The 23,390-nt window shown below is 42.6% G+C and carries 26 protein-coding genes and 1 pseudogene; 23 read left to right on the top strand and 4 right to left on the bottom strand.

The window, feature by feature from the left end; translation table 11 throughout:
• Positions 1 to 81: 81 nt before the first annotated feature.
• Positions 82 to 1,098: a permease gene (locus NYE63_RS21340; protein ID WP_342602603.1), complete on the top strand. Its 1,017-nt coding sequence runs from the start codon at positions 82 to 84 to the stop codon at positions 1,096 to 1,098.
• Entirely contained in the window at positions 1,098 to 1,862 is a 765-nt protein-coding gene (locus NYE63_RS21335; RefSeq protein WP_342602602.1) for a TIGR03943 family protein, read from the top strand. Before NYE63_RS21340 ends, NYE63_RS21335 begins: the two co-directional genes overlap by 1 nt.
• A gap of 70 nt (positions 1,863 to 1,932) precedes the next feature.
• Here the strand turns inward: NYE63_RS21335 and NYE63_RS21330 are convergent.
• Positions 1,933 to 2,025 (bottom strand): annotated as a pseudogene (locus NYE63_RS21330) (hypothetical protein); the annotation flags it as partial.
• 121 nt (positions 2,026 to 2,146) lie between these two features.
• Between NYE63_RS21330 and NYE63_RS21325 the strand changes: the two are divergent.
• Complete coding sequence (locus tag NYE63_RS21325) at positions 2,147 to 2,587, top strand: ferritin-like domain-containing protein (protein ID WP_342602601.1); 441 nt, start codon at positions 2,147 to 2,149, stop codon at positions 2,585 to 2,587.
• A 58-nt stretch (positions 2,588 to 2,645) separates the two neighbouring features.
• Here the strand turns inward: NYE63_RS21325 and NYE63_RS21320 are convergent, their stop codons facing one another.
• The gene (locus NYE63_RS21320; RefSeq protein WP_342602600.1) at positions 2,646 to 3,542 is read right to left on the bottom strand and encodes an EamA family transporter; all 897 of its coding nucleotides are present in this window, start codon (positions 3,540 to 3,542) and stop codon (positions 2,646 to 2,648) included.
• 137 nt (positions 3,543 to 3,679) lie between these two features.
• Here NYE63_RS21320 and NYE63_RS21315 point away from each other — a divergent pair, with 137 nt between their 5' ends.
• The 10 genes from NYE63_RS21315 to NYE63_RS21270 all read left to right on the top strand — a co-directional run bounded on the left by NYE63_RS21315 (position 3,680) and on the right by NYE63_RS21270 (position 10,842).
• Entirely contained in the window at positions 3,680 to 4,135 is a 456-nt protein-coding gene (locus NYE63_RS21315; RefSeq protein ID WP_063232644.1) for an Rrf2 family transcriptional regulator, read from the top strand.
• 74 nt (positions 4,136 to 4,209) lie between these two features.
• The gene (locus tag NYE63_RS21310; RefSeq protein WP_342602599.1) at positions 4,210 to 4,920 is read left to right on the top strand and encodes a DsbA family oxidoreductase; all 711 of its coding nucleotides are present in this window, start codon (positions 4,210 to 4,212) and stop codon (positions 4,918 to 4,920) included.
• Between the two features lie 130 nt (positions 4,921 to 5,050).
• A complete protein-coding gene (locus tag NYE63_RS21305; protein WP_342602598.1) occupies positions 5,051 to 5,332 on the top strand; it encodes a hypothetical protein in 282 nt (93 codons plus the stop codon).
• Positions 5,333 to 5,694: 362 nt separating this feature from the next.
• Positions 5,695 to 6,510 carry a uroporphyrinogen-III synthase gene (locus NYE63_RS21300; RefSeq protein WP_342602597.1) on the top strand — a complete coding sequence of 272 codons (816 nt, stop codon included), beginning with the start codon at positions 5,695 to 5,697 and terminating at the stop codon, positions 6,508 to 6,510.
• Positions 6,511 to 6,523: 13 nt separating this feature from the next.
• Positions 6,524 to 7,978, top strand: coding sequence for a uroporphyrinogen-III C-methyltransferase (cobA, locus tag NYE63_RS21295; RefSeq protein WP_342602596.1), 1,455 nt, complete (start codon positions 6,524 to 6,526; stop codon positions 7,976 to 7,978).
• Positions 7,979 to 8,287: 309 nt separating this feature from the next.
• Positions 8,288 to 8,878 carry an immunoglobulin-like domain-containing protein gene (locus NYE63_RS21290; RefSeq protein WP_342602595.1) on the top strand — a complete coding sequence of 197 codons (591 nt, stop codon included), beginning with the start codon at positions 8,288 to 8,290 and terminating at the stop codon, positions 8,876 to 8,878.
• Between the two features lie 189 nt (positions 8,879 to 9,067).
• Positions 9,068 to 9,235 (top strand): hypothetical protein, encoded by a 168-nt coding sequence (locus NYE63_RS21285; RefSeq protein ID WP_342602594.1) that lies wholly within the window; start codon positions 9,068 to 9,070, stop codon positions 9,233 to 9,235.
• 60 nt (positions 9,236 to 9,295) lie between these two features.
• Complete coding sequence (locus NYE63_RS21280; protein WP_342602593.1) at positions 9,296 to 9,454, top strand: hypothetical protein; 159 nt, start codon at positions 9,296 to 9,298, stop codon at positions 9,452 to 9,454.
• Between the two features lie 90 nt (positions 9,455 to 9,544).
• Complete coding sequence (gene lepB / locus NYE63_RS21275) at positions 9,545 to 10,096, top strand: signal peptidase I (protein ID WP_342602592.1); 552 nt, start codon at positions 9,545 to 9,547, stop codon at positions 10,094 to 10,096.
• 260 nt (positions 10,097 to 10,356) lie between these two features.
• Entirely contained in the window at positions 10,357 to 10,842 is a 486-nt protein-coding gene (locus tag NYE63_RS21270) for a DedA family protein (protein ID WP_034309313.1), read from the top strand.
• An 86-nt stretch (positions 10,843 to 10,928) separates the two neighbouring features.
• Here NYE63_RS21270 and NYE63_RS21265 read toward each other — a convergent pair whose 3' ends face one another.
• Positions 10,929 to 11,663: an SDR family oxidoreductase gene (locus tag NYE63_RS21265; RefSeq protein WP_342602591.1), complete on the bottom strand. Its 735-nt coding sequence runs from the start codon at positions 11,661 to 11,663 to the stop codon at positions 10,929 to 10,931.
• Between the two features lie 459 nt (positions 11,664 to 12,122).
• Between NYE63_RS21265 and NYE63_RS21260 the strand changes: the two genes are divergently transcribed.
• The 8 genes from NYE63_RS21260 to NYE63_RS21225 all read left to right on the top strand — a co-directional run bounded on the left by NYE63_RS21260 (position 12,123) and on the right by NYE63_RS21225 (position 21,212).
• Positions 12,123 to 13,460 carry an MATE family efflux transporter gene (locus NYE63_RS21260; protein ID WP_342602590.1) on the top strand — a complete coding sequence of 446 codons (1,338 nt, stop codon included), beginning with the start codon at positions 12,123 to 12,125 and terminating at the stop codon, positions 13,458 to 13,460.
• Positions 13,461 to 13,615: 155 nt separating this feature from the next.
• Positions 13,616 to 15,028 carry a dipeptidase PepV gene (gene pepV, locus NYE63_RS21255; protein WP_342602589.1) on the top strand — a complete coding sequence of 471 codons (1,413 nt, stop codon included), beginning with the start codon at positions 13,616 to 13,618 and terminating at the stop codon, positions 15,026 to 15,028.
• Positions 15,029 to 15,049: 21 nt separating this feature from the next.
• Positions 15,050 to 15,904, top strand: coding sequence for a D-amino-acid transaminase (gene dat / locus NYE63_RS21250; RefSeq protein ID WP_342602588.1), 855 nt, complete (start codon positions 15,050 to 15,052; stop codon positions 15,902 to 15,904).
• 214 nt (positions 15,905 to 16,118) lie between these two features.
• Positions 16,119 to 17,357, top strand: a complete 1,239-nt coding sequence (locus NYE63_RS21245) for an Nramp family divalent metal transporter (RefSeq protein ID WP_342602587.1) — start codon at positions 16,119 to 16,121, stop codon at positions 17,355 to 17,357.
• A gap of 250 nt (positions 17,358 to 17,607) precedes the next feature.
• Entirely contained in the window at positions 17,608 to 18,165 is a 558-nt protein-coding gene (gene thpR / locus NYE63_RS21240) for an RNA 2',3'-cyclic phosphodiesterase (RefSeq protein WP_342605837.1), read from the top strand.
• A 21-nt stretch (positions 18,166 to 18,186) separates the two neighbouring features.
• Entirely contained in the window at positions 18,187 to 19,194 is a 1,008-nt protein-coding gene (locus NYE63_RS21235) for an NERD domain-containing protein (RefSeq protein ID WP_342602586.1), read from the top strand.
• Complete coding sequence (locus NYE63_RS21230) at positions 19,106 to 20,137, top strand: diacylglycerol kinase family protein (protein ID WP_342602585.1); 1,032 nt, start codon at positions 19,106 to 19,108, stop codon at positions 20,135 to 20,137. Before NYE63_RS21235 ends, NYE63_RS21230 begins: the two co-directional genes overlap by 89 nt.
• A gap of 292 nt (positions 20,138 to 20,429) precedes the next feature.
• Positions 20,430 to 21,212, top strand: a complete 783-nt coding sequence (locus NYE63_RS21225; RefSeq protein WP_342602584.1) for a phosphotransferase family protein — start codon at positions 20,430 to 20,432, stop codon at positions 21,210 to 21,212.
• Here NYE63_RS21225 and NYE63_RS21220 read toward each other — a convergent pair whose 3' ends face one another.
• Positions 21,213 to 21,491 carry a YtzH-like family protein gene (locus NYE63_RS21220; protein WP_148357453.1) on the bottom strand — a complete coding sequence of 93 codons (279 nt, stop codon included), beginning with the start codon at positions 21,489 to 21,491 and terminating at the stop codon, positions 21,213 to 21,215. It lies immediately after the preceding gene.
• 251 nt (positions 21,492 to 21,742) lie between these two features.
• Here NYE63_RS21220 and trmB point away from each other — a divergent pair, with 251 nt between their 5' ends.
• On the top strand, positions 21,743 to 22,381 hold the full coding sequence (trmB, locus tag NYE63_RS21215; RefSeq protein ID WP_207436817.1) for a tRNA (guanosine(46)-N7)-methyltransferase TrmB: 639 nt from the start codon (positions 21,743 to 21,745) through the stop codon (positions 22,379 to 22,381).
• A gap of 141 nt (positions 22,382 to 22,522) precedes the next feature.
• Complete coding sequence (locus NYE63_RS21210) at positions 22,523 to 23,368, top strand: MBL fold metallo-hydrolase (protein ID WP_342602583.1); 846 nt, start codon at positions 22,523 to 22,525, stop codon at positions 23,366 to 23,368.
• Positions 23,369 to 23,390 lie beyond the last annotated feature (22 nt).

Here is a 23,390-nt window from a genome sequence, read left to right as displayed (position 1 = left end):
TCTGTTCATCCTATCAAAAGCATATACTAGACCGAATCCAAACTTAAATCGTAATAATTATGATTTGCGAGGTGGTTAAATATGCTTTTGAAACGCTACGCGGGAAATTTGCTGTTATTGATTCTGCTGTTTTTGCTGCTGGCATTCTTTTTTCTAGGCGATGTGTTCCTTCCCAAAGCGATTGATTTCTCGAGCTACCCGATGCTTCACTCCGTGTTCGTCGTTTTTTTGGGATTATTTTTAGAATCGATTCCTTTCCTGTTCCTTGGGGCCATTGCCTCGTCGTTCATCCAGTTGTTCATCAGTGAGGAAATCATTCAACGGATGATACCCAAAAGACCCCTGACGGCCATTTTTGCTGCGATAGTGGCGGCGCTGATCATTCCGGTTTGCGAATGCGCAATCATCCCGGTCGTCAGGAGATTGATTCAAAAGGGTGTTCCGGTCCATGCAGGTGTTGTCTTGCTCGTAACAGCCCCAATATTGAATGTCATCGTGTTTGGCTCAACTTATTATGCGTTCCAAAATAATCCGGCCATTCTATATGGAAGAATCATTCTTTGTGTCCTGACGGCCATAATCGTCGGTTTATTCATTCATATATTCAGCACTAAAGATGTGGTGAAAGAGGAGAAGGTGGAACTGGTACTGGTACACGGGCATGAACATGATATTCAGTCCAGTAAATGGACAAGCTTCATTGAACATACTTCACAGGAATTTTTTATGGTCGGCAGATACTTTATCGTCGGGGCCTTGTTTGCCAGTGTATTTCAAGTGTTTATGGATCGGACCGTAATGGCCGATATTGGTCAGGCGCCAATAAAAGGCACGGCATTGATGATGGGAATTGCGTTTGTACTTTCACTCTGTTCATCAGCTGATGCATTCGTTGCCGCATCCTTTTCTCATAGTTTTTTGCCAGGCTCCATACTGGGTTTCCTTGTATTTGGTCCCATGCTGGATTTGAAAAATGTTCTGATCATGATGTCCTGTTTTAAACGAAGCTTCGTCTTCACGTATGTCCTGCTTATTTTCGCAGTCGTCTTCAGCCTATGTCTGATTGCAGGCGGATTGATCAGTAAGGGGGGCTTCTGATGAAACGTTTTTTTATCCAAAGACTTGAAGGATTGCTGCTGCTTGGACTGGGCCTCATGATCTTTAAATTGTATGTTTCGGGATATTTAACGAAATTGATTGCACCCAAAATGGTTCCATATGCATTGGCGGCTCTTTTTGCTTTTTTAGTGATCAGTCTTCTCCGAATGAAAAAACAAAAACAGGGTGAACAACATTGTGATTGCGGATCGAAAGGAGAGTCTTCCTCGTCCGCACTGGTCCTGAAATATAGTTTGTTCTTCATTCCGATTCTTCTGGGCTTCATCTTGACCGATTTTACATTAAGCGGGGAAGTGCTAGCGAAAAGAGGGATGGCGAAGCAGCAGGCACAGATGGTAGGTTCATATGATTCAGGTAAACATGCGAATGGGGAGAAAATCTCCGTAACCGATGATAATTATTTTGAAGTACTGGATGATTTACTGAACAACCTCGATACGATCGAGGGAAAGGAAATAGAGATTTCGGGGTTCATATACCGTGAGGATACATTTACGAAAAAACAAATGGCCATCTCCCGCCTCTCCATGTCCTGCTGTGTGGTCGATGCGACGTTATACGGATATATGGTCAACGGGAATGTGGAAGGAATGAAGACGAATGATTGGTATACGATTACAGGGACATTAAAAAAAGGAAGTTATAAAGGGGAACCAGTTCCGGTGATCAATTTAAAAGAGTCGAAGAAAATAAAGGCACCGGAAGAAGCTTATTTATATGAGAATGTACAAATCATTCAGTAGTATTGGAAAACCCGGCAAAAGGATGCTTTTGCCGGGTTTTCAACTGGTGCCGAAAGGGGTATTTCACCAGTACGAAGACACCTTTTTCATGTAAAAAGTCCTTAAACCCATAAATTCCATCATAAGATTCCATTCCGCTCGTATATACACCGCCGAATGGCAGAAAACGTGGGCGGCGAGAATTCTCTTCACATTCATATTTTGAAGGCATACATTGATTTGATGGGCACCTGGTTCTCTGTTATTCATACTATATGGGATAAAGAACAGGGAGGGGTTATGCCATGTATGGGCATGATATGTATGAAGGTGATTGGAACAGACAGCAGGATATGTTGATTCAGCTTGAAAAGGCGATAAATGGCGAGTATAGTGCCATCCAGTGTTATGAGAAATTGGCAGCACTAGCGCCGGATGAAAAGCAGAGGAAACAAATCATTGAAATAAGGGAAGATGAAATAAAACATTTTCAAGCATTCACCCGGATATACAACAGCTTGACCGGGATGCAGCCACAGCCTAAAGTGACGGAACCATGCCCGGACTCCTATGTAGCTGGATTGGAATTTGCCGTTCAAGATGAACAGGAAACAGTGGATTTTTATCTGGATGTCGCAGATGGTGCGGCTGATAGAAACATTCGAAAGGCGTTCCGGCGTGCTGCTGCCGATGAACAAAACCATGCCGTCTGGTTTTTGTTTTACTTAGTAAAACTCAAAGGCTGATTCATTAGTAAGGAAAGTTGAAGAAAAGCCAGGAAATTCTCCTGACTTTTTTTTCACTTTAGGACAGCTCCTGGTTCATCAATGTAGGATTTTTTCGTAGCTCTGGTGAAATCGTCAAAGAGATGATTCCGCATAAGAGCAATCCGACCCCGATCCATGACATGGGGGCCAGGCTCTCGCCGACAAGGAAAACACCGAGAAGAGCGGCTGTCAGCGGTTCGGCGAGTGATAACGAGACCGCTGTTGATGAAGGAACGGATATTAGCCCTTTATTAAAAAATAGATAGGCGACTGCTGTAGCAAGAAGTCCAAGGTGAAGGCTGACGGCCAGCCCATTCGTTGTGCCGATCCAGCTGATATCCAGTATGAATAAAGCGGGTGCCAACAGCAGGGCGCTAAAACTGAAGATGACAGCGGCAGTTGCTTCTGGAGGTTGTTTATCCAAGATCCTTTTACTAACCAGAGTGTATACCGTAAAGGAAGCTCCGGCCCCCAGCGCAAGCAGCGCACCTACTGGATCGATGGTAACTGATCCTTGATTTGAAAAAAGCAGTAAACATCCGGCAATCGATAAACCTGTAGCGATCCACCAGCTTGTTGATGGACGTTTTTTACTGAACAGCCATTCAAGGAATCCTGCGATGATGGGGGCGCTGCTAAGTGTAATGATCGTGCCTATGGCAATTCCGGTCATGCTGACAGCCATGAAAAATAGCGGCTGGTAACAGGCCATGCCTAACGTAGCTAAGATGGTTTCTTTCATTGGCCAGTTGTACAGCGTTAATTTTTTTTGCCAGATTGCAATGAGCAATAAAGCGGCCCCGCCGACTGCCAAGCGGACGGCACCTATTGCGATGGGATGGGCTCCATCGGGGGCGAATGACTGGGCCGTTCCGGTCGTTCCCCACAGCATTGCCCCAAGGATGACGAGTAAATAGGGGTATTTTTCCTTCATGGAAGTTCTCCTGTAATAAAGATTTACTATTCAGACTATATGATTGTGCCGATTAAGTCAAAGGGGCCTATTTGTTCGGGAGAACGTAACATAGTATAATGGCCTTACCATGGATAGAGGTGTAAGGGGGGATAATCATGTCTTCAGGTAATCGAAACAATCAAATTGGACCGCCGCGGTTCGCTATTGCCATTCACTCTCTGGTTTGGCTTGCACAAAGCGAAAAGCTCCTGACAAGTTCGGCAATCGCCTTAAAGGTGAAGTCACATGCGACTTTTTTAAGAAGAGTGATGGCACAGCTTGCAGCTGCGGGGATCGTCGAAACAAAGGAAGGACGGGAAGGCGGATATAGCTTGAAGGTGCCTGCCTCTCAGCTGACTTTGGCCGATGTGTATCAAGCGGTACGGCCGGAATGTCTTGTTTGTATGGAAACGAGCGAATGCGGTGAAGTCGGGAAGCAGCTGGATACGGCATTGGAGGAGATCATGAACGAAGCCGAAAAGGAAACATTGCGCCTGCTGAAGGGCTATACATTGGAAGAATTCATGAAAAAAGTCGACTTCACCAATTTTGAAAATGAGTGTCTAGGGTAATATCCTTGCAAGAGGATACCCAGGATTATATAATGTGCTTAATGCGATTGCATTTAGAATAAGGAGGTATTTTCATGAAGGTGGAAATTTGGTCGGATTATCAATGTCCGTTCTGTTATATTGGAAAGCGTCGATTCGAAGAGGCTTTAAAGCAGTTTGAAAATAAAGATCAGGTTGAGGTTTCATTTCGCAGTTTCGAGTTGAACCCAGAGGCTGAGCGGGATATCAATATGACTCAAAATGAAATGCTGGCTCAGAAATACGGCATGTCTCAAGCGCAGGTGGAAGCGAACAGCCAAAACCTGACTCAACAGGCTAAAGAATTGGGACTCGATTATCATTTGGACAAAGTGGTATTAACGAATTCGTTCGATGCTCACCGCTTGATGCATTTTGCTGAATCAAAAGGTAAAGAGAAAGAAATGAATGAACGCCTATTTAAAGCATACTTTACGGAAGGCAAACATATTGGCGATCACGCTACGTTGGCTAGTTTGGCTGAAGAGGCCGGCCTTGAAAAGTCAGAGGCGGAAGCCATGCTGGCAGGAACGGCATTCACGGCGGAGGTTAGGGGAAATGAGCAAGAAGGAAGCCTGCTTGGTATTACAGGTGTGCCATTCTTTGTCATTAACCGCAAGTATGGAATCTCCGGCGCCCAGCCAACAGAAGCGTTCTTGGATACGCTAAAAAAAGTATGGGCTGAGGAAAACCCGCTTACAATGGTGAATGATCCAGCAACAGGCGACGCTTGTACGGACGGTTCTTGTAACGTCCCGGAAAAATAATGAAGATATGAAGAAGGAGATCCGAAACTGGGGTCTCCTTTTTTACTTAAAAAGGAAATGTTATGTATGGCAAAGAATATAGTGTACAGGATGGCTTTTCAAAAAGTCCGAGATGAAAGGAAGCAAAAGGGTGTATATAATAATTGGAATACTAGCTTTCCTGCTTGCATGTATATTAACTGCTAAAATAATTTCCTATAAATATTGGACATGTATTTATACGGCATTCGGGAATGAAAGTTATTTTAAGGTGATTGCGAAATTGGAAAGGGAAGGGATACAATTCAAAACGAAAACGCCTATGAATTTAGGCTCCGAAAACTTTCAAAATCGCCATGAAACTAGTCAATATGATATTTTTGTAAAAAAAGAACAGAAGCAAATTGCCCAAAGGGCACTAAACAAGAATTAACAAAGGGTAAATAGAAACGGCTGTCCTCGGGCTGCTATTTTTACTGGCTGGAAAGGTAAGATGAATGAATTGAAGATAAATGGAGGAAATGCGGTTATATTTATTATTGTTGTTGTAGAGTATTTGCTCCAAACTCACGAGTAAAAGCCCGAAATTCTCGAGTATTTGATCCAAATTCACGAGGGTGGGACTTATAAAAAGCAAAGTGCTGCTAAACCAATTTTCCATTGATTTCATATAGGATAAAAGAAAGAAAAAGCGTTGATTTTGATTTGGAATTCGTTTTTTATAGTTTCAAAGACTGAAAATTTGTATAATGGGTGAGATGGATTTAATTGAATGTACATATAGGAGGGGCATGGATGAGTAAGCTTAATGGCAGGACCGTTGCTTTATTGGGAGCGAGGAAGACGGAAGAACTTAGTAAAATCGTTCAAAATCTTGGGGGAGTCCCGCTCGTTCGCCCGGCACAGGGGACGGTTTTCCTTGATGATTCCCATTTGGAAGAGGATGTTACCCGGTTGATGGCAGGGGAGTTCGATTGGATCATCCTCACGACGGGAGTGGGGACGGAATTATTATATAAAACGGCAGTGAAGATGGAAGCGGGAGATCGCTTCATAGAAGCCTTGCAGTCTATGAAAATTGCAGCTAGGGGCTATAAAACGGTGAATATGCTGAAAAAGCTTGGTCTGCAGCCATTAATCCGTGATGATGATGGCAGTACGGCAGGGCTTGTTCGCAATCTGGAAGGCCATCTGTCTGAAGGTGTAAAGGCCGCTTTGCAGCTTCACGGCGATCCGGCGCCTCTTTTGATGAACTGGTTGGATGAACAAAAAGTGGAACATAAAGAAATCCTGCCATATGAACATATACCGCCTGAAAAAGAAACGATGCAGCGGCTGATCCAAGAAATCCTTGAAGGCAAAATCGATTCGGTTGTGTTCACGAGTGCACCGCAGCCGAGAAATTTAATGAGATTTGTCCGTGAACAAGGTGTGGAGGATAAGATAATCGACCTGTTTGCATCAGATGTAATTGCTCTTGCGGTCGGAAAGGTAACGGCGCAGGTTGTAATCGATGAAGGGATCGAGCGGGTCATTTATCCTGAAGATCAACGGATGGGCAGTGCAATGGTGGAGCTGGTGAAATACTATCAGGGAATTGCAAGCAGATAGGGGTGAATGCGGCATGACCAAGGGCAAGGTCTATTTTGTAGGTGCAGGTCCGGGTGATGTGGGCCTGATTACCGTAAAAGGTCAAAAAGCGATTGAAAAGGCGGACGTCATTTTATATGACAGATTGCTAAATCCCAAACTGTTGGAGGCTGCCACCCTCGATTGTGAATTGATATATTGTGGCAAGACACCTTATACGAATGGCATCAGTCAAGGGGAAATCAATGAGCTGCTTGTTTCCAAAGCACTGGCAGGGCAAAGGGTCGTCCGCTTGAAAGGCGGTGATCCTGCCGTTTTTGGAAGAGTCGGAGAGGAAGCGGAAGCGTTGAATGATGAGGGGATCCCTTTCGAAATCATTCCGGGGGTTACTTCCAGCATTGCCGCATCCATATACGCAGGAGTTCCCGTCACGCATCGGGATTACGGACGTTCCTTTGCGATGGTGACGGGCCATGACCGAACGAAGAAGGATATAGATTGGAACGGGCTTGTAAATAGTATAGATACGGTTGCCTTTTATATGGGTGTGGCCAACCTTCCGTATATCCGCGAAAACTTGATCAACCATGGAAAGCCGGGGAATACGCCGGCACTCGTCATACAATGGGGCACTTATGGAAGACAGGAAAGTGTCGAGGGGACCTTGGATGATATCGTCGAAAGGGTAAGTGAAAGGTCGCTTGGCAATCCTGCGATCACCTTGGTCGGAGATATCATTTCACTAAGGGGAAAACTGCAATGGTTCGAAAAGAAGCCACTATATGGGCAACGGTTTTTAGTGTCCCGGACCGGGACGGCAAAGAGTTCCTTGGCAGAAGCCCTGCATGAACTTGGAGGCGAAGTCATCGAGTTTCCTAAATGGCATGCGGCAAAAGTGAAAATAGAAGAAAGTCAGCTGCTCTCTTTTCTTATGTATGATCGAATTCTCTTCACTTCGCCTGAAAGTGCCGATGGATTCTTGGATTCACTCATTGAACATGCTATTGATTTCCGCCGGATTACTTCTAAACTTTATGTGTTATCAAGGAAATCGAAAAAGGCTTTACAGCAACGGGGACTGATGGCCGAGCTCAAATCCGAGATGTCGGAAGCCGGAACCCTGTTGGTTGTTGGAGATCGAAACAGCGATCAAAGAGATCCAGCTCATGGGGACGGAGACTATTTTCAATCAATCGATAAATTTGTCGATGGAAGATTCCTTGAAATCCTTCCGAGAATGCTGGACGGGATAGCTGTCGGAACAGTACTATTTTCGAATCGGCATTCAGTCGATATGCTGATGCAATATGGGAACAAGGCCGACGTGGATATTGAAGGTTTGTTAAAGCAAGCCTCCATCGGGGTAATCGGGGAAAGTACCGGCAATAGACTTAAAGACTATGGATTTACATTGGATATGATGCCGAATGAACCGTCTGTCGAACAATTGGTGGAGTTGATCGTGAATAGGAATGATTTTAGGCTCTGATAAAAACAGAGTCTTTTTCCTTTGGAGGCTATCCATGCTGTTGGCGTTCAGTGTTATGGCCTATCGTATTATCATTTAATTACTGGACATCAAGGTTCTTCGGTTTGTTTGTTCTGTTATTGGGGATTTCCGGAATTGAAGGATGTTTAACATGCAATGACAGGGGGTGACTTTATATTTAACAAATTATATGTCAATCACTCTACTTGCCCTACTTGTTCTGTAATTTGTAATGGTTGTGAAGGCGGTCGTTTCTTTATAAAACATATGACAAAAATGAATGACCTGGAATATAAAGAGATGAATTAAATGACTAGTAAAATCAAAGTGACGGGTACAGTGAATACGAAGAAGAAGGGGACCTATACATTGAAGTATACGGTCACCGATTCATCGAAAAATGCAGCGACAGTCACAAGAAAGATTACGATAGATGGTACCAAGCCAGTCATCTCGGGAGCCAATAGCAAAACCGTTGGCTATTATTCGACATTCAATCCTAAATCAGGCGTATCTGCGAAAGATAACTTGGATGGCAACATGACTAGTAAAATCAAAGTGACAGGTACGGTGAATACAAAGAAAAAGGGAACGTATACATTAAAGTATACAATCACTGATTCATCGAAAAATAATGCGACAGTCACAAGAAAGATTACGGTAGACAGCACCAAACCGGTCATTTCCGGTGCCAAAAGCAAAACCGTTGCCTATAACTCGACATTCAATCCTAAATCAGGTGTATCCGCGAAAGATAATCTTGATGGAAGTTTAACAAGTAAGATCAAAATAACAGGGACTGTGAATACGAAGAAAAAAGGCTCCTATACATTGACTTACACAGTTACGGATAAATCGAAGAACAAGGCAGAAGTAAAAAGGAAAATCACAGTTAAATAGAAGGCAAAAAGGGATTCTCGCAATAGGGGAATCCCTTTTTTTGATGCATGAATGTGTTTGGCTGAAAGATATGCATATATAATAGTAGAAAGTGTTCATGGATTGATCCTCCAGGGTGGAGTGGATATTGATAAAAATGTTATAATTGTAAATGGATGTAATGGTGAATGATCTGAAGGGGGATTGTTTATGGGCAAAGAACACGGGCATGTAAACTGGATGGATCAGATTTTTAAGGAATATGAAAGAGACGGCGGGCTGAAGAATAATCCTGGCTTTGGAAAACCGCTTCCGGAGTCGGCGCCATCGGGAAATATATATGATAATTTCTTGATGAAGGCCAAGGATGCCGGCTAGGTTCCTCTTTGGATAAAATGGCAAAAAGAAATACGGGAAGAGCTATCCGGGTTGGTTTCTTTGAAAAAAATGAATGGACCCGAATCTGAATTAATGAAACGAATTGATGAAATAAATGAGAAAGTCCGTACATATAATGCGATTTGTCCAGCCCAAATGCAGCGCAGGGAAATAGAGTTGGAAAGCATCGAAATCCAGTATGAAAAAGGAAGTAATTGATAATGTTTAAAATGTGGGTATTTGTATGACGTGATCATTAAAGGATTATGATATAATGGCATGAATAAAAAACAGAGAGAGGGACTTCGATTGGAAAAAAGAAAAGAAGTTTTTTCATGGATAAAAGCGATATTGATTGCAGTCATTCTAGCTTTTTTAATTCGAACGTATATTTTTGCACCGATTGTGGTGGACGGTGAGTCAATGATGCCGACTCTGCAAGACCACGAAAGAATTGTTCTTACCAAGTTTGGAACGAATATCGATAATATAGACCGGTTTGATATTGTCGTTTTTCATGCAACGGTAGATAAAGACTATATAAAAAGGGTTATTGGTCTTCCAGGTGACCATATTGAATATAAAGACGATACGCTTTATATTAATGGGAAAGCTTATGAAGAACCATACTTGGACAAATATAAGAATCAGATGGAAGCAGGAGTGCCACTGACTGAATCCTTCAAACTCGAAGATATTTCAGGCAGCATGACAGTACCGGAAGGCCAGCTGTTCCTTATGGGGGACAATCGTCAAAATAGTTTGGATAGCCGTGAAATCGGAACGATTTCAGTCGATGAAATTGTAGGCAAGGCGAATCTAGTGTATTGGCCAATCAACGAAATAAAGCTTGTGAAATAAGGAGAAGCGGACTCAGGTATAGAGTCCGCTTTATTGTTGCCGTTTTTCATTTCCGTAAAGGGAAACTTTGCTTTGCATTGTCATACAGGTGTTTTCAACAAAAAACGTGTCCGTTCTTCTTTTTTTTCTCTTTTTTTTATGAAAATCAACTCATCTGGGTTAAATTAGGTTATCCTATTAAAAAGAAGTAATCACGTAACCCAGGCCCGAATAAGAAAATGGATTACTTTAAAAAAGGGTGCTGAGATGGAGTACTTTAGATGGATATAGTAAAAGATTTAATATCAAACTATGGTTATTTTGCGATATATGGACTGTTGGCCATTGGGATTATTGGCTTGCCGGTACCTGATGAGTTCATGATGACTTTTGTCGGCTATTTGTCATCCATTTCCGTTTTGAATGTCCAGGGAGCATTCCTTGTCAGTTTCCTTGGATCGATATCCGGGATGCTTGTCAGTTATTTCATCGGGAAAAAGGTGGGGAAGCCTTTTTTGAGGAAGCATGGTAAGTGGATCAAAATGACCCCCGCGAGGTTGGAAAAATTGGAGAAATGGTTCAATAAATACGGTCCTTGGACCATTATCATAGCCTATTTCATCCCAGGAGTCCGTCACTTCGCCAGTTATATTTCCGGTATGAATGGAATGGGGAAACGAAAGTACTTTATCTTTGCAGGAGCAGGGGCTTTCAGCTGGTGTTTGGTATTTACGACTTTTGGCTATTTCATTGGTGTGTTAACTTAACTCATTACAACTTACAAAATTTCTTTATTGAATCAGAAAAACCCGTTTCTGGATTCCAGAAACGGGTTTTCCATTTCTGCCTATATTTATTGAGCTGAGTATCCACCGTCGATAACAAGCTCGGCACCAGTTACGTATGAAGCGTCATCGGATGCTAGATAAAGTACGGCATTTGCAATATCCGCCGGCTGACCCAAACGTTGTAATGGAGTTGCCTTGATCATTTGGTTGACTAACTCTTTTGACTCTTCTAATTTTTGTGTCATTGGTGTTTCGATGATACCAGGGAATACGGCATTGACACGGACGCCCATGCGGCCATATTGCGTTGCGGCAGCCTTGGAAATGGCACGAACGGCACCTTTTGAAGCTGAATAAGAATTTAAGCCCATTCCGATTTGAGCTGTAAAGGAAGAAATGTTCACAACTGCGCCTTTACCTTCTTTAGCCATGTGAGGAACAACGTGTTTCATTCCAAGGAATGGTCCAAATCCATTGATGCTTAACATTAGCTGCCAATCGGCCAATGTCGTATCATTAATGCCTTTTTCCGTTGAGATACCGGCATTGTTAACCAAAATGTCGATTTTGCCAAATTTAGCGATAACCTCATCCGTCATCTTTTTCCAGCTTTCATCTGAAGATACATCAAGTACAGTTCCATGGACGTTATCCAGTTCATTCACAACAGCTACAGCTTTTTCATTGATATCAGCAGCAATGACTTGTGCTCCTTCTTTTGTGAATAGGTCTACCATTTCCCTGCCCATACCAGATGCTCCGCCAGTGATAATGGCTACTTTATTAGTCAATCTTCCCATCATGATCACTCCTATTTGTTGTTATAACGATGAATATATGTTCAAGCATAGTTCAAAAGTGATATTATCAACGAGCAATACTATAACTCCTTCAAGAATCCGTCAAGCATTTTATTTTCCGGCTTGCGAATTTCCTTAATCCAACTGGATAAAAAAGTACATGTATGTCTGTAAAAAATACTTCCCATAACCGCTGCAGGTTGAAAGCGGTATCAATCTTTTAATCTTCAAAATTTGATACCTTAGATTATCAATATCTAAAATAGCTTTGTTCTATTTGAAACGATTCATAAGTAATCTTGTAGAGGCAGCGCATGCAGGATTGGGAGTACCATATGTTCAATTCTAGTGATTAAAATTGAATACTGCAATCTTTTTATACTTTAAATACAAATTTTTATAACGCCATTCCAATTCTAACTTTTCAGAACTTTTATGTACATAGGAGGTCATCATTTTATGAATAACAGAATGTATCTTTCCTTGGCCATACCGCTTACGATTTCGACGATGAGTACGCCCTTGCTCGGTGCGGTCGATACGGCTGTGGTTGGAAGGTTGAGTGATCCCGCTTATATTGGCGGGGTGGCTGTCGGAACCATTATTTTTAATACGATGTATTGGCTTTTTGGTTTTCTTCGGGTCAGTACATCTGCCTTCGCTGCACAAGCAGAGGGGGCAAGAGATGAAAAGCAAAGCCTGATGGCTTTGATTCGGCCTTTTTTCATTGCAGCGATCATTGGTCTTCTTTTTATCGTGATCCAAAAGCCCATTTTGAATGTCTCGTTAGGTGCAATCGGTCCGGAATCGGACGTATCAGCCTTTGCTGCAGATTATTTCAGCATCCGGATATGGGGTGCACCTTTTGCATTATTGAACTATGTCATCTTAGGTTGGTTAATCGGGAAATCCAGGATAAAAACATCTTTGTTCATTCAAGTTTTCATGAACGTGATCAATATAGTCTTATGCCTCGTTTTTGTAAATGGCTTTTCATGGTCTGTATCAGGGGTTGCTGCCGCTTCATTGATATCAGAGATTTCCGCTTTATTACTGGGCTTGTGGGTGATCCGGAAAGCGGTTAACGTACCGGAGTCATTTTCATTCCGGGAGGGGTTCGATCGGGTTTCCCTGAAAAAAATGATGGTGGTCAACAGGGATTTATTCATCAGGACCATTTGCCTGATCACGGTTTTCAATCTTTTTACAGCCAAGGGAGCCACTTTCGGGACAGAGACACTGGCGGCCAATGCCGTACTCATTCAAATCCATTACTTGATGGCCTATTGCTTTGATGGCTTCGCGAACGCGTCGAGTCTTCTGGTCGGAAAGGCGATTGGTTCGAGAGATATAAACCTTTATAAAAAAACACTCTCACTATCGGCGCGGTGGGGCTTGTATGCTTCGTTCATACTTGCCGCATCTTACTATCTATTTAGCGATAAGGTCATTCTCCTATTCACGAATATTCCCGGGGTCATCGAACTGGCCCATGAATATGGACTTTGGATAGTCCTATTCCCATTCAGTGCCTTTATCGGACTCATTTTTTATGGAGTGTTTACCGGTGCGACTGAAGCCGTTCCTGTTAGGAACTCAATGCTCCTTGCACTATTGGCTTTTCTATTTGTCCAATTCACAGCAGTCCCGCATCATAGCAATCATGGATTATGGCTTGCATTCCTGGCTTTCAGTTTAGGACGTTCCGTGTTTTTAGCTTTATACATCCCAAGGCTAAACCGAAAAGTAACAGTGCTTATGAATGACGATAGTCTAAAGAAATCATCTTCTTTTTAATAAAAGAGGGTGTTTTTTATTTGTGTAAGGAATTTTATCGGTAGTTTGATGTTAGCGATAATACGGGAATATGAAGAAAAGGTAGCAACGCTTGGCGAATCAGATAGTAAAAGTGATAAAATGAAAAATATATATAAAAGAGGAGTTGTCATATTTTGAGTGAATTGAATTGGCGAGAAGAAGTTGAAAAACGAAAAATGGACTTATTGCTGGACACACAAAACTTATTGAAAATAAAAAGTGTACTGGAAGAAGAACATCCGACCGAGGAGGCCCCATTCGGTAAAGGGGTAAAGGAAGCGCTTGATTTCATGCTTCAATTAGGCGAAAAAGACGGTTTTACTGTGAAAAATGTCGATAATGTCGCTGGTCATATCGAAATGGGGGAAGGCGAGGAGTTAATCGGGATATTATGCCATGTCGACGTGGTACCTGAGGGAGATGGCTGGAGTTCGGATCCGTTCGGCGCTGAAATCCGCAATGGCCGCATATATGCACGTGGGGCGATCGATGATAAGGGGCCGACGATGGCTGCCTATCATGCGATGAAGCTGGTCCGGGAGCTCGGACAACCTTTGAACAAACGTGTGAGGATGATCATTGGAACCGATGAAGAATCGAACTGGCGCTGCGTTGACCGGTACTTTGAAGTGGAGGAAATGCCCTCGATCGGCTTCGCACCAGATGCTGACTTCCCGATCATCAGTGCGGAAAAAGGAATCTGGGATTTCTCAGTTATACACCCTGCCGATGTAGGAAATGGCACGAACTCAAACGTGAATGTTATGGAATTTTCTTCAGGTCGAAGGACGAATATGGTACCGGATTTTGCTACGGCTATTGTGGAAGCGGCTAACCCTGCTGAAGTGGCTGCGAACTATCAGGATTATTTGCAAAAATACTCATTGAAGGGGCAAGCGGTACCGCAAAAAAATCAAGTGCTGCTTGAAATGAATGGTGTCTCGGCACACGCGATGGAACCGAAAAATGGAAAGAATGCAGGTCTCCATTTAGCTGTATTTTTAGCTGATCTTACTCTTGATCCGCATGCGAAAGCCTACTTCACTTTCATTAAGGATCGTTTGTTTGAAGATTCCCGCGGAAATAATTTAGGTGTGGCTTATTCGGATGAGCAAACAGGAGAATTGACGGTCAATGCCGGCGTTTTCAATTATTCTAAACAAGGGGACAGCTCGATTGGTTTCAGTATGCGTTATCCGGTGACGTTCGAGTGGGAACAGCAAAAGGCGGCATTGGAAGAAAGACTTGCGGCATATAATTTGAAAGTGAAGACCAATTCGCATTCAACTCCACATTATGTGGACAGTGAAAGCTTCTTGATTAAGACGTTGCAGGAAGTTTATGAAGCGGAGACAGGTGATAAAGCTGAACTCCTTTCGATTGGCGGCGGCACATATGCCCGTTCATTGAAAGAAGGCGTTGCATTCGGCCCGCTTTTCCCTGGCAGCGAAGACATTGCGCATCAGAAAGATGAATATATTGATATTGAAGATATGCTTAAGGCTACGTCCATTTATGCACGTGCCATTCATGAATTGGCTAAATAAGAGGCAAAGAGGGAGAAAGACATGGGAAAAATCATTTTTAACGGCGACCTTAAAAGCAGGTCCGAAGTAAAGGTAGATATTGAAGACCGGGGATATCAATTCGGTGATGGCGTCTATGAAGTCATCCGGGTTTATAATGGCGAATTATTTGCGGGGGACATGCATCTGAACCGGCTGATGGACAGTGCGAAGTTGATACAAATGAAAGTTCCCTATTCTGCAGCGGAAATCAAAACCCGCATGAAAGAACTGATTACTGAAGATCAACTGAAGGACGGTATCGTCTATATGCAGCTGACAAGGGGAGCATCGCCGCGTACACACTCTTTTCCAACTGCAGAGGTGGAACCGGTCTTTGTTGCCTATACCAAGGAAATTCCTTATAAAGGAAAAATGAAGCCAGGGGTCAAGGCTGTTACCACCGACGATATACGCTGGCTGCGCTGTAATATCAAAAGTTTAAATCTACTGGGTAATATAATGGCTAAACAGCAAGCGGTCGATGCCGGTTGTGATGAAGCAATCCAGCATCGTGATGGTACGGTGACGGAGGGAAGTTCGTCAAATGTCTCAATCGTGGTGGATGGGCTACTTAAAACGCATCCGGCCACAAACTTGATCCTGAATGGAATTACCCGTCAGGTGATGCTGAAACTTTGCGCTGATCATGGGATTCCCTATGTCGAAGAAGCCTTCACGGTCGAGGACATGATGGCAGCCGACGAAGTCCTTTATACCAGCACAAGCGTCGAAGTGACACCGATTGTTAATATCGATGGCCAATCGATTGCAGCCGGGGAACCCGGTCCGATAACCCAAAGACTGCAGAAACTGTTTTCTGAGGAAATCGAGAAGCAATGCGGTTCCGTTAAATAGATAAAAGCCCCTTTGCCACTAATGGCAAAGGGGCTTTTATCTGTGTAGTCGGTAGCGAGATGGCCATTTCCGAATCCCCGTTCACGTTTATAACATCCTTATGCCATCCTCCCTTTTTGACATTTTCAAGAACCAGGAATATACTTGCTAATAACCTAAAAAGTTTACCTGTTGCAACAATTTGAGTTGCATGTAAAAAGGAGTTGAAATAGATATGTCCGATGTGTTGCATCAATCTTCTTCGAGAGGAATCAAAAAACTGCTTCCCTATCTAGGGCCTGCCTTTATAGCAGCTGTGGCCTATATTGATCCAGGGAATTATGCGACCAATATTACAGCTGGATCTAAATATGGCTATGCGTTATTATGGGTTATCTTCGCATCCAATTTAATGGCCGTGCTAATTCAATCACTATCAGCCAAATTGGGGATAGCCACGGGAAAGAATCTTCCAGAGTTATGCAGGGAAAAATTTTCAAAAAAAACATCGTTCTTATTATGGATTCAAGCCGAAGCCGTTATAATGGCAACCGACCTAGCTGAATTCATAGGAGCGGCGCTAGGAATTTATTTGCTATTTGACTTACCGCTTATCACATCGGCAATAATTGCAGCGGTTGGATCATTTGCCATTTTGGAAATCCAGCGCAGAGGTTATCGAACATTCGAAGCTCTGATCACGGTCATGATATTTGTAGTAGTGATTGCTTTTGGTGCTCAAGTTTTTTATGCAAAACCTGACACTTCAGCCATTGTTTTAGGACTCTTCACTCCAAAATTCGAGGGAGTGGACAGTATTTTGCTATCGGCCGGTATGCTTGGAGCTACCGTTATGCCACATGCGATTTACCTTCATTCCTCTTTAACTCAAAAGAGAATAGTCGGTATAAACGATTTGGAAAGAAAAAGGATATATCGTTTTGAGCTAATTGATATTGTCATCGCCATGTTGATTGCAGGTGCGATCAATGCCGCAATGGTCATTGTTTCAGCTGCCTTATTTTATAAGAATGGAATACTTGTAGAGGACTTGGATGTTGCTTATCAACAATTCGGTGACATGCTTGGACCATCAGTCGCGATGTTTTTTGGAATAGGATTGTTATTTGCAGGTTTATCCAGCTCATCCGTTGGTGTAATGACAGGTGATGTAGTCATGCAGGGATTCATTAAAAGACATATACCGATTTATTTAAGAAGGGTCATAACCACCGTTCCCCCCCTGCTCATAATATTATGGGGAGTGAATCCATCCAAAGCACTTGTAGTGAGTCAAGTTGTTCTCTCGTTTGGCATCGCGTTTGCCCTAGTGCCATTGATCATGTTTACAAGCAACAAAAAAATCATGGGCAACCTGGTAAACCATAAACTCACCTCGAGTGTCGCTTGGCTTATAGCTGTACTTATCATCGGACTGAACTTGTTCCTGCTTTACGAAACGCTGTTCAGCTAAAAGAAGAAAATGAAGAATAGGACCAATCTTTGGTCCTTTTTTCTTTGATTTATGCTGTATTTTTTGTTGATTCGCCCAACTAAAAAATACGTCCTGGACCCGTCCGTGTATTATCCGTCACGGGCTTCGTTCAGAGGAAGATTGGGAATATTCCTAGGAAGGGAATATTTATAAGGAAGTCCAGGAAAAGGTATATGCAATGGGGATTATGGTAAAATTAAAGGGAAAATAGGAAGGGATTTAAGTGATCATGAATACTCATTTTTTCTTTGCTTTAGTATTGCCTGATGATATTAAGGCTTATTTAAATGCTGTTACGGAAGAAATAAAGCCAGACTTTCCATTTAAGAAATGGCTGCATCCAGCCGATTATCATATTACGATGGCATTTTTGGGCAATGCTCCCGATACATTGAAAGAGGATGCTTTGGTGCGTGTGAAAAGCGAGCTTGCCAATGAGGCCTCATTCGACTTGGAACTCGGCGATATTGGCGGTTTTGGCAGGAGTGAGAGTCCAAGGATTCTATGGGCAGGCGTCAATCAGCAAGAAAGGCTTTTTGCCATTCAAAGGAAAGTCTATAATTCTTGTATCGAAGCGGGTTTTGAACTTGATAAAAAGCCGTTTAAGCCTCATATAACGCTGGCAAGAAAATTCGAGGGGGATAGTCCCTTTTCGTTGGAGAGAGTTCGCCTGATAGCGAATTTGGAGGATAAGCATTTTGAAGCAGATCAGGTTGCGTTATATCAAACACATCTTGGAGCTTCCCCTTCATACGAGAAGATTTTCACGATAAACCTTCAAAAATAGAGAGAGATGGGTGGTGGTCGAATGGCACAGCTCATAAAGATGCAGGATTATATTTCCCGGTATGAGCAGGATATTTATCGTTATCCAACACAATTTGCACGGTTGAAAAAACAGCAATGGGATAAACTGAAGGCTGCTTATAATGCGGGCGAGCTAGATCTGTTGTACAGCGAACATACTGAAAGTGAAAAACAGGTCAAATTTGATCCGTCTCAGGAAGAGTCAAAGGGCCTGTTTAAAAAGGTGAAAGGCATATTCCACCGGACAGGTAAACAGGAGGCAGTGGCAGAAGAACTGCTAATACCGAACCAGGTTGAAGATACTAATGTTTTTTCATTAAGATTTCCGTTCCGTCCGGCCAGTCTCGATGAATTAAAGCAAAATTTTTTAAATCAATTGCTCCGTTTTCAAATGAAATGGGGGAGTTCTACGCTTCGTGAAAAGTCATTTGTGGAACAATCATTCTTTTTGGATGAAAGGCTCCGCTTTTTTCTGCAGCGTTTTCCGGATACGTTTCTCGTATTATATAAACCTATCTTTATATTGAAAAATGCGCCTGTTGAAGTAGAAGTCATTTTATTGACCCCTGTTGATGCTTGGTGCATCACTTTTCTGGAAGCGGAAGAAGACGCTGCTTTCATCGGTTCGAGTGATCGGTTCTGGGTCCGCAGGCATCATAAGCATCTTGATAAAAAAGTGCTCAATCCTTTGTTGGGTGCAAATCGGATGACGAACATCGTCTCCCAGTTATTTGAGCTATATGAAGTGAACATGCCGATTAAAAAGGTGATTTTATCCCGGAATGGATATGTCGATTATCCCGAAGCCCCTTATGATATTACGATATTGGATAAACGGACCTTCCCGGAATGGTTTGAAAGGATGCGGGCAATATCGTCTCCTCTTAAGGCACAGCAGTTAAAAGGGGCGCAGGCTTTGCTTGAATATTGCCAAACTACATCCAGCCTGCGGCCTGAATGGGAAGCCGAATATAACCAAACAGAAGGAAATGAGCATGCCGCACCTTAATGAAACGGTGTATTTCATTGTCAATCCAATGGCTGGAAATGAAGAGAGTTTGAAGATTTGGAAAAAAGCCGAGGAAATACTGAAATCAAAAGCTGTTCCCCATGAGGTGTTTTTTACACGGGAAAAGGGGCATGCGCTAAGATTAACGAAGGAAATTCTATCAGGGACGAATCTGGATACCCGGATGATCGCTGTCGGGGGAGATGGCACGATTAATGAAATGATAAATGGCGCCATTGGTTTCCCTCACGCTATTATCGGCTCCCTTGCGGCTGGATCCGGCAATGATTATGTAAGGGGCATTCAAAAAACTGAGAGTGTGGAAGACGCCCTTTCTTTATTTCAGGATAATTCCTTTAGTGCCATTGATATTGGGCAGTTCGAGACGAATGGCAAGGTGGGTTATTTCGTTAACAGCCTGGGAATGGGCATTGATGCTGAAATTTCCGATGAAGCAGACCGTTCCCCTCTGAAAAAATGGTTTAATTTTGTCAGTGCGGGTAAATTAATATATCTGTTCATTTTTATAAAAAAGTTATTTACTTACAAGCCCAGCTGCATGGAATTGATCGTTGATGGAGATCGGCATCTTTTGAAAAAGGTTTGGTTCATCGTCATTGCGAACCAGCCCTACTTTGGCGGTGGGATGAAAATTTCACCGATGTCGAAGCTGGATGATGGCAGGTTGAATGTGATTGCGGTCCATGATATTACTTTGTTGAAATTATTGACCGTCTTCATCACCGTTTTTTGGGGCGGTCACCTAAACATTAAAAATGTTGATTCTTTTTCTGGTAAAATGATAAAAATGAGGAATCAAGGGTCAGTAAAAGTTCAGTCTGATGGGGAAATTGTTGGTACGAATGAAGTAGCTGCAGTGGTTCTGAAAGAGAAAATTCGCGTCATGTTCAAGGGTGATGACCCATACAAAAATATGAAATGATTTATTTGTTTTTGTTTTATGAGTATAATCGTTTTATAGTACTTGACGAAGAAACCATTTTTCAACTAAAATTTAATTTATGGCTATTGTTTAATTGCTCAATAGCTATTTTTTTATTTCTCTAAAATGAGGATGTTTTTAATTGCGGGTATCATCCCGATGCAAGTATATATGCAGCTTCGCCAACAGGCGGATTTTTTATAAAACATGGACTCAAAGTAGTGGTAATACATACACTAGGTGAACGTACCCACATTTGTATGATTAAGCGAGGAAATCGAAGGTGAACCAGTTGGAACATTTATTAGGTCAGGAGTGGGATATATCCCCTGCTGGAGGTGCTACGGGAGAAGCCTTTTTTGCCGAGAAAGAGGGGCAGAAGCTCTTCCTTAAACGAAATTCATCGCCATTTTTAGCTGTTCTTTCAGCTGAGGGCATTGTTCCAAAGTTAATGTGGACAAAACGCCTGGAAAATGGGGATGTAATTACGGCCCAGCATTGGATGGAAGGCAGGGAGCTATCTCAGCAGGAAATGAACAATATAAGAGTCGCAAAGCTGCTTCAAAAAATTCATCAATCCGATCCTTTGTTAAGCATGCTCAAAAGGCTTGGGAAATCCCCTTTACGACCTGAAAGTATACTTACAGACATAGAAACCGGGTTATCTTCGGATGTTACGGATATTCCAATTATCAAGCAGGCCATCCATTTTTTACAGAATAATCTCCTGTTGATTGAATGCGACGAAAAAGTCGTCTGTCATTGTGATGTGAACCATAATAATTGGCTCATGACCGAAACCGACGGATTGTTCCTGATTGATTGGGACGGAGCGGTCATTGGCGATCCGGCCATTGACCTCGGCATACTCCTGTATTCATATGTCCCAAGGGAAGAATGGAATCAATGGCTTGCCCGTTACGGCAAGAAGCTTGACGCAGGCCTGGAGATGAGGATGAAATGGCACACGGTTTCACAACTTGTGCTTTCCATCCAATGGCATCATCGTAGAAAGCGGTACGAGGAAAGAAATGAATTACTGCAAAAACTGGAAGCATTATTGATGGTTGGCTGATCAGAATTGTTGATCTATATCATCCACCCACTGGGACAAGTCGTTCTGGTGGGTTGAAATATGTGCATCTAAATCGGCGGTACCGATGCCTGTCTGACTGTATTCGTAAATCTCCGTCAGTATCGTTTTAACATTGCTGTCAATTTCCATATTGATCATTAAGGATTTGACGAGCCTTTCAACCTGTTCACATTCAGAAACGGATCCGCAGCAGTCTGTTTGATGATTGGTCAATATATCTTTTAATAGTGACATTTGATGTTCATGGGAAAGCGGCATATAGTACCTCTCCTTCTTAAATATGGATTCAAGGGATTCCCAGGTGGTTCTCGCCTGCCCTTCACTTATTTATGGTGTGTTTTGCGGAAAGTTTTATACATGAAAACTACAGAGACTGCCGCCTGGATGGCCGGCAGTTTTTTTATTGTATCAGTGGGTGCATGCAGGCCTTTCCTGAAAAAATCAGCTTGCAGGAATCCATCCACTCGTGTTATGGTTTGAACGATTATATTATAAATAGGGGTGTCATCATGCGTTTAAGAAATAAACCTTGGGCTGAAGACCGTTTGAATGATTTTCCACAATATGTAATTCAGCAGCCAGTGAGCCATAAAGGTAAATGGCATGAAGTTTTCGGTAACGATAATCCGTTATATATTGAAGTGGGTACGGGAAAAGGCCGATTCATCACAGAAATGGCAAAAGCCCATCCTGAAGTGAATTTCATTGGAATTGAAGTATATAGAAGCGTCATAGTAGCTGCATTGGACTTGCTGATTGAAGCAGATGTTCCAAATTTAAAGCTGTTGAATGTTGACGCAGCGAACTTAGGGGACTATTTTGCAAAAGGTGATGTGGATCGCGTCTACTTGAATTTCTCTGATCCATGGCCGAAATCGCGTCATGCTAAACGTCGGTTAACGTATAAGACCTTCCTCGAAGTATATGAAGGTATCCTGCCAGACAAAGGCGAGATTCACTTCAAGACGGATAACCAAGGGTTATTCGAATCTTCCTTGAAGAGTATTTCCGAATACGGCATGCTCTTGAAATATGTAAGCCTTGATCTGCATAACAGCAATTTTGAAGGCAACATCATGACTGAATATGAAGAAAAGTTCTCGAGTAAAGGCAACCGGATATACAGATTGGAAGCTATGTTCCAATAATTATCGAGCAGAAACCAGGTGCACAGCATCTGGTTTTTTACTTTGTTTAAGCCGGTATGATTCATACACGAGGATGACTTGATTGTTATCAATTTCAATATATGGAAGTGGGTGTTAAACTAAAGGGAGAGGAGGGGTAAAATGGAAACGATGCAAATAGGGGAAATTAAATTAACGTGGTTGAATGGCGGTGTGACTCACTTGGATGGTGGTGCGATGTTTGGTGTTGTACCGAAACCGCTTTGGTCCAAGAAGTATCCTGTTAACGAAAATAACCAAATCGAGTTACGTACGGATCCGATTTTGGTGCAGGCAAATGGTTTGAACATGCTTATAGATTCCGGTATTGGTAATGGAAAGATGAATGACAAGCAAAAACGGAATTTTGGGGTCACGGAGGAATCCAATCTTGTCGAAGATCTTGGCAGACTTGGGATTCAGCCAAATGATATCGATTACATTTTAATGACCCATCTACATTTCGACCATGCCTGCGGTTTGACGAAACGCGAAGGTGAAACTTGGGTGCCTGTTTTCGAGCGTGCAGAAATCATTACGGCCCAAACTGAATGGGAGGAAATGAAAAACCCGAATATTCGTTCAAAAAGTACATATTGGGCAGAAAACTGGGAGGCTGTCGCTTCTCTTGTACGTCCTTTTGAAGGTGAACAGGAAATTACGGACGGCATTAAAATGATCCATACTGGGGGTCATAGTGATGGTCATGCAATCATCATCATTGAGGATGGTGGGGATAGATTGATTCACATGGCAGATATCATGCCGACGCACGCGCATGCTAATGTTCTCTGGGTCCTTGCTTATGACGATTATCCCATGACTTCCATCGAGGCGAAGGAAAAGTGGATGAAGTCCGGACTGGAAAATGGGTCCTGGTATAGCTTTTACCATGATGCCCATTACTGTGCCATCAAATGGGATGTAACGGGTAAGGAGATAATAGCCGAATTGAAACGGAAGCGGTAAGCGGGAAAACAAAAGGAAGGAC

Origin of the sequence: Peribacillus sp. FSL E2-0159, assembly GCF_038643155.1 — a bacterium.
Classification (GTDB): domain Bacteria; phylum Bacillota; class Bacilli; order Bacillales; family DSM-1321; genus Peribacillus; species Peribacillus simplex.
This window is presented reverse-complemented; position numbering and strand designations above follow the sequence as displayed.

What these genes read in the sequence shown, in the direction of transcription:
- thpR (WP_342605837.1), top strand. Translation starts at nt 17,608, where the DNA reads ATGAATACTCATTTTTTCTTTGCTTTAGTATTGCCTGATGATATTAAG.
- dat (WP_342602588.1), top strand. Translation starts at nt 15,050, where the DNA reads ATGGGAAAAATCATTTTTAACGGCGACCTTAAAAGCAGGTCCGAAGTA.
- NYE63_RS21265 (WP_342602591.1), bottom strand. Translation starts at nt 11,663, where the DNA reads ATGGGAAGATTGACTAATAAAGTAGCCATTATCACTGGCGGAGCATCT.
- NYE63_RS21315 (WP_063232644.1), top strand. Translation starts at nt 3,680, where the DNA reads ATGTCTTCAGGTAATCGAAACAATCAAATTGGACCGCCGCGGTTCGCT.
- NYE63_RS21310 (WP_342602599.1), top strand. Translation starts at nt 4,210, where the DNA reads ATGAAGGTGGAAATTTGGTCGGATTATCAATGTCCGTTCTGTTATATT.
- trmB (WP_207436817.1), top strand. Translation starts at nt 21,743, where the DNA reads ATGCGTTTAAGAAATAAACCTTGGGCTGAAGACCGTTTGAATGATTTT.
- NYE63_RS21300 (WP_342602597.1), top strand. Translation starts at nt 5,695, where the DNA reads ATGAGTAAGCTTAATGGCAGGACCGTTGCTTTATTGGGAGCGAGGAAG.
- NYE63_RS21320 (WP_342602600.1), bottom strand. Translation starts at nt 3,542, where the DNA reads ATGAAGGAAAAATACCCCTATTTACTCGTCATCCTTGGGGCAATGCTG.
- NYE63_RS21235 (WP_342602586.1), top strand. Translation starts at nt 18,187, where the DNA reads ATGGCACAGCTCATAAAGATGCAGGATTATATTTCCCGGTATGAGCAG.
- cobA (WP_342602596.1), top strand. Translation starts at nt 6,524, where the DNA reads ATGACCAAGGGCAAGGTCTATTTTGTAGGTGCAGGTCCGGGTGATGTG.
- NYE63_RS21210 (WP_342602583.1), top strand. Translation starts at nt 22,523, where the DNA reads ATGGAAACGATGCAAATAGGGGAAATTAAATTAACGTGGTTGAATGGC.
- NYE63_RS21220 (WP_148357453.1), bottom strand. Translation starts at nt 21,491, where the DNA reads ATGCCGCTTTCCCATGAACATCAAATGTCACTATTAAAAGATATATTG.
- NYE63_RS21285 (WP_342602594.1), top strand. Translation starts at nt 9,068, where the DNA reads ATGGGCAAAGAACACGGGCATGTAAACTGGATGGATCAGATTTTTAAG.
- NYE63_RS21335 (WP_342602602.1), top strand. Translation starts at nt 1,098, where the DNA reads ATGAAACGTTTTTTTATCCAAAGACTTGAAGGATTGCTGCTGCTTGGA.
- NYE63_RS21245 (WP_342602587.1), top strand. Translation starts at nt 16,119, where the DNA reads ATGTCCGATGTGTTGCATCAATCTTCTTCGAGAGGAATCAAAAAACTG.
- NYE63_RS21260 (WP_342602590.1), top strand. Translation starts at nt 12,123, where the DNA reads ATGAATAACAGAATGTATCTTTCCTTGGCCATACCGCTTACGATTTCG.
- NYE63_RS21340 (WP_342602603.1), top strand. Translation starts at nt 82, where the DNA reads ATGCTTTTGAAACGCTACGCGGGAAATTTGCTGTTATTGATTCTGCTG.
- NYE63_RS21290 (WP_342602595.1), top strand. Translation starts at nt 8,288, where the DNA reads ATGACTAGTAAAATCAAAGTGACGGGTACAGTGAATACGAAGAAGAAG.
- NYE63_RS21325 (WP_342602601.1), top strand. Translation starts at nt 2,147, where the DNA reads ATGTATGGGCATGATATGTATGAAGGTGATTGGAACAGACAGCAGGAT.
- NYE63_RS21270 (WP_034309313.1), top strand. Translation starts at nt 10,357, where the DNA reads ATGGATATAGTAAAAGATTTAATATCAAACTATGGTTATTTTGCGATA.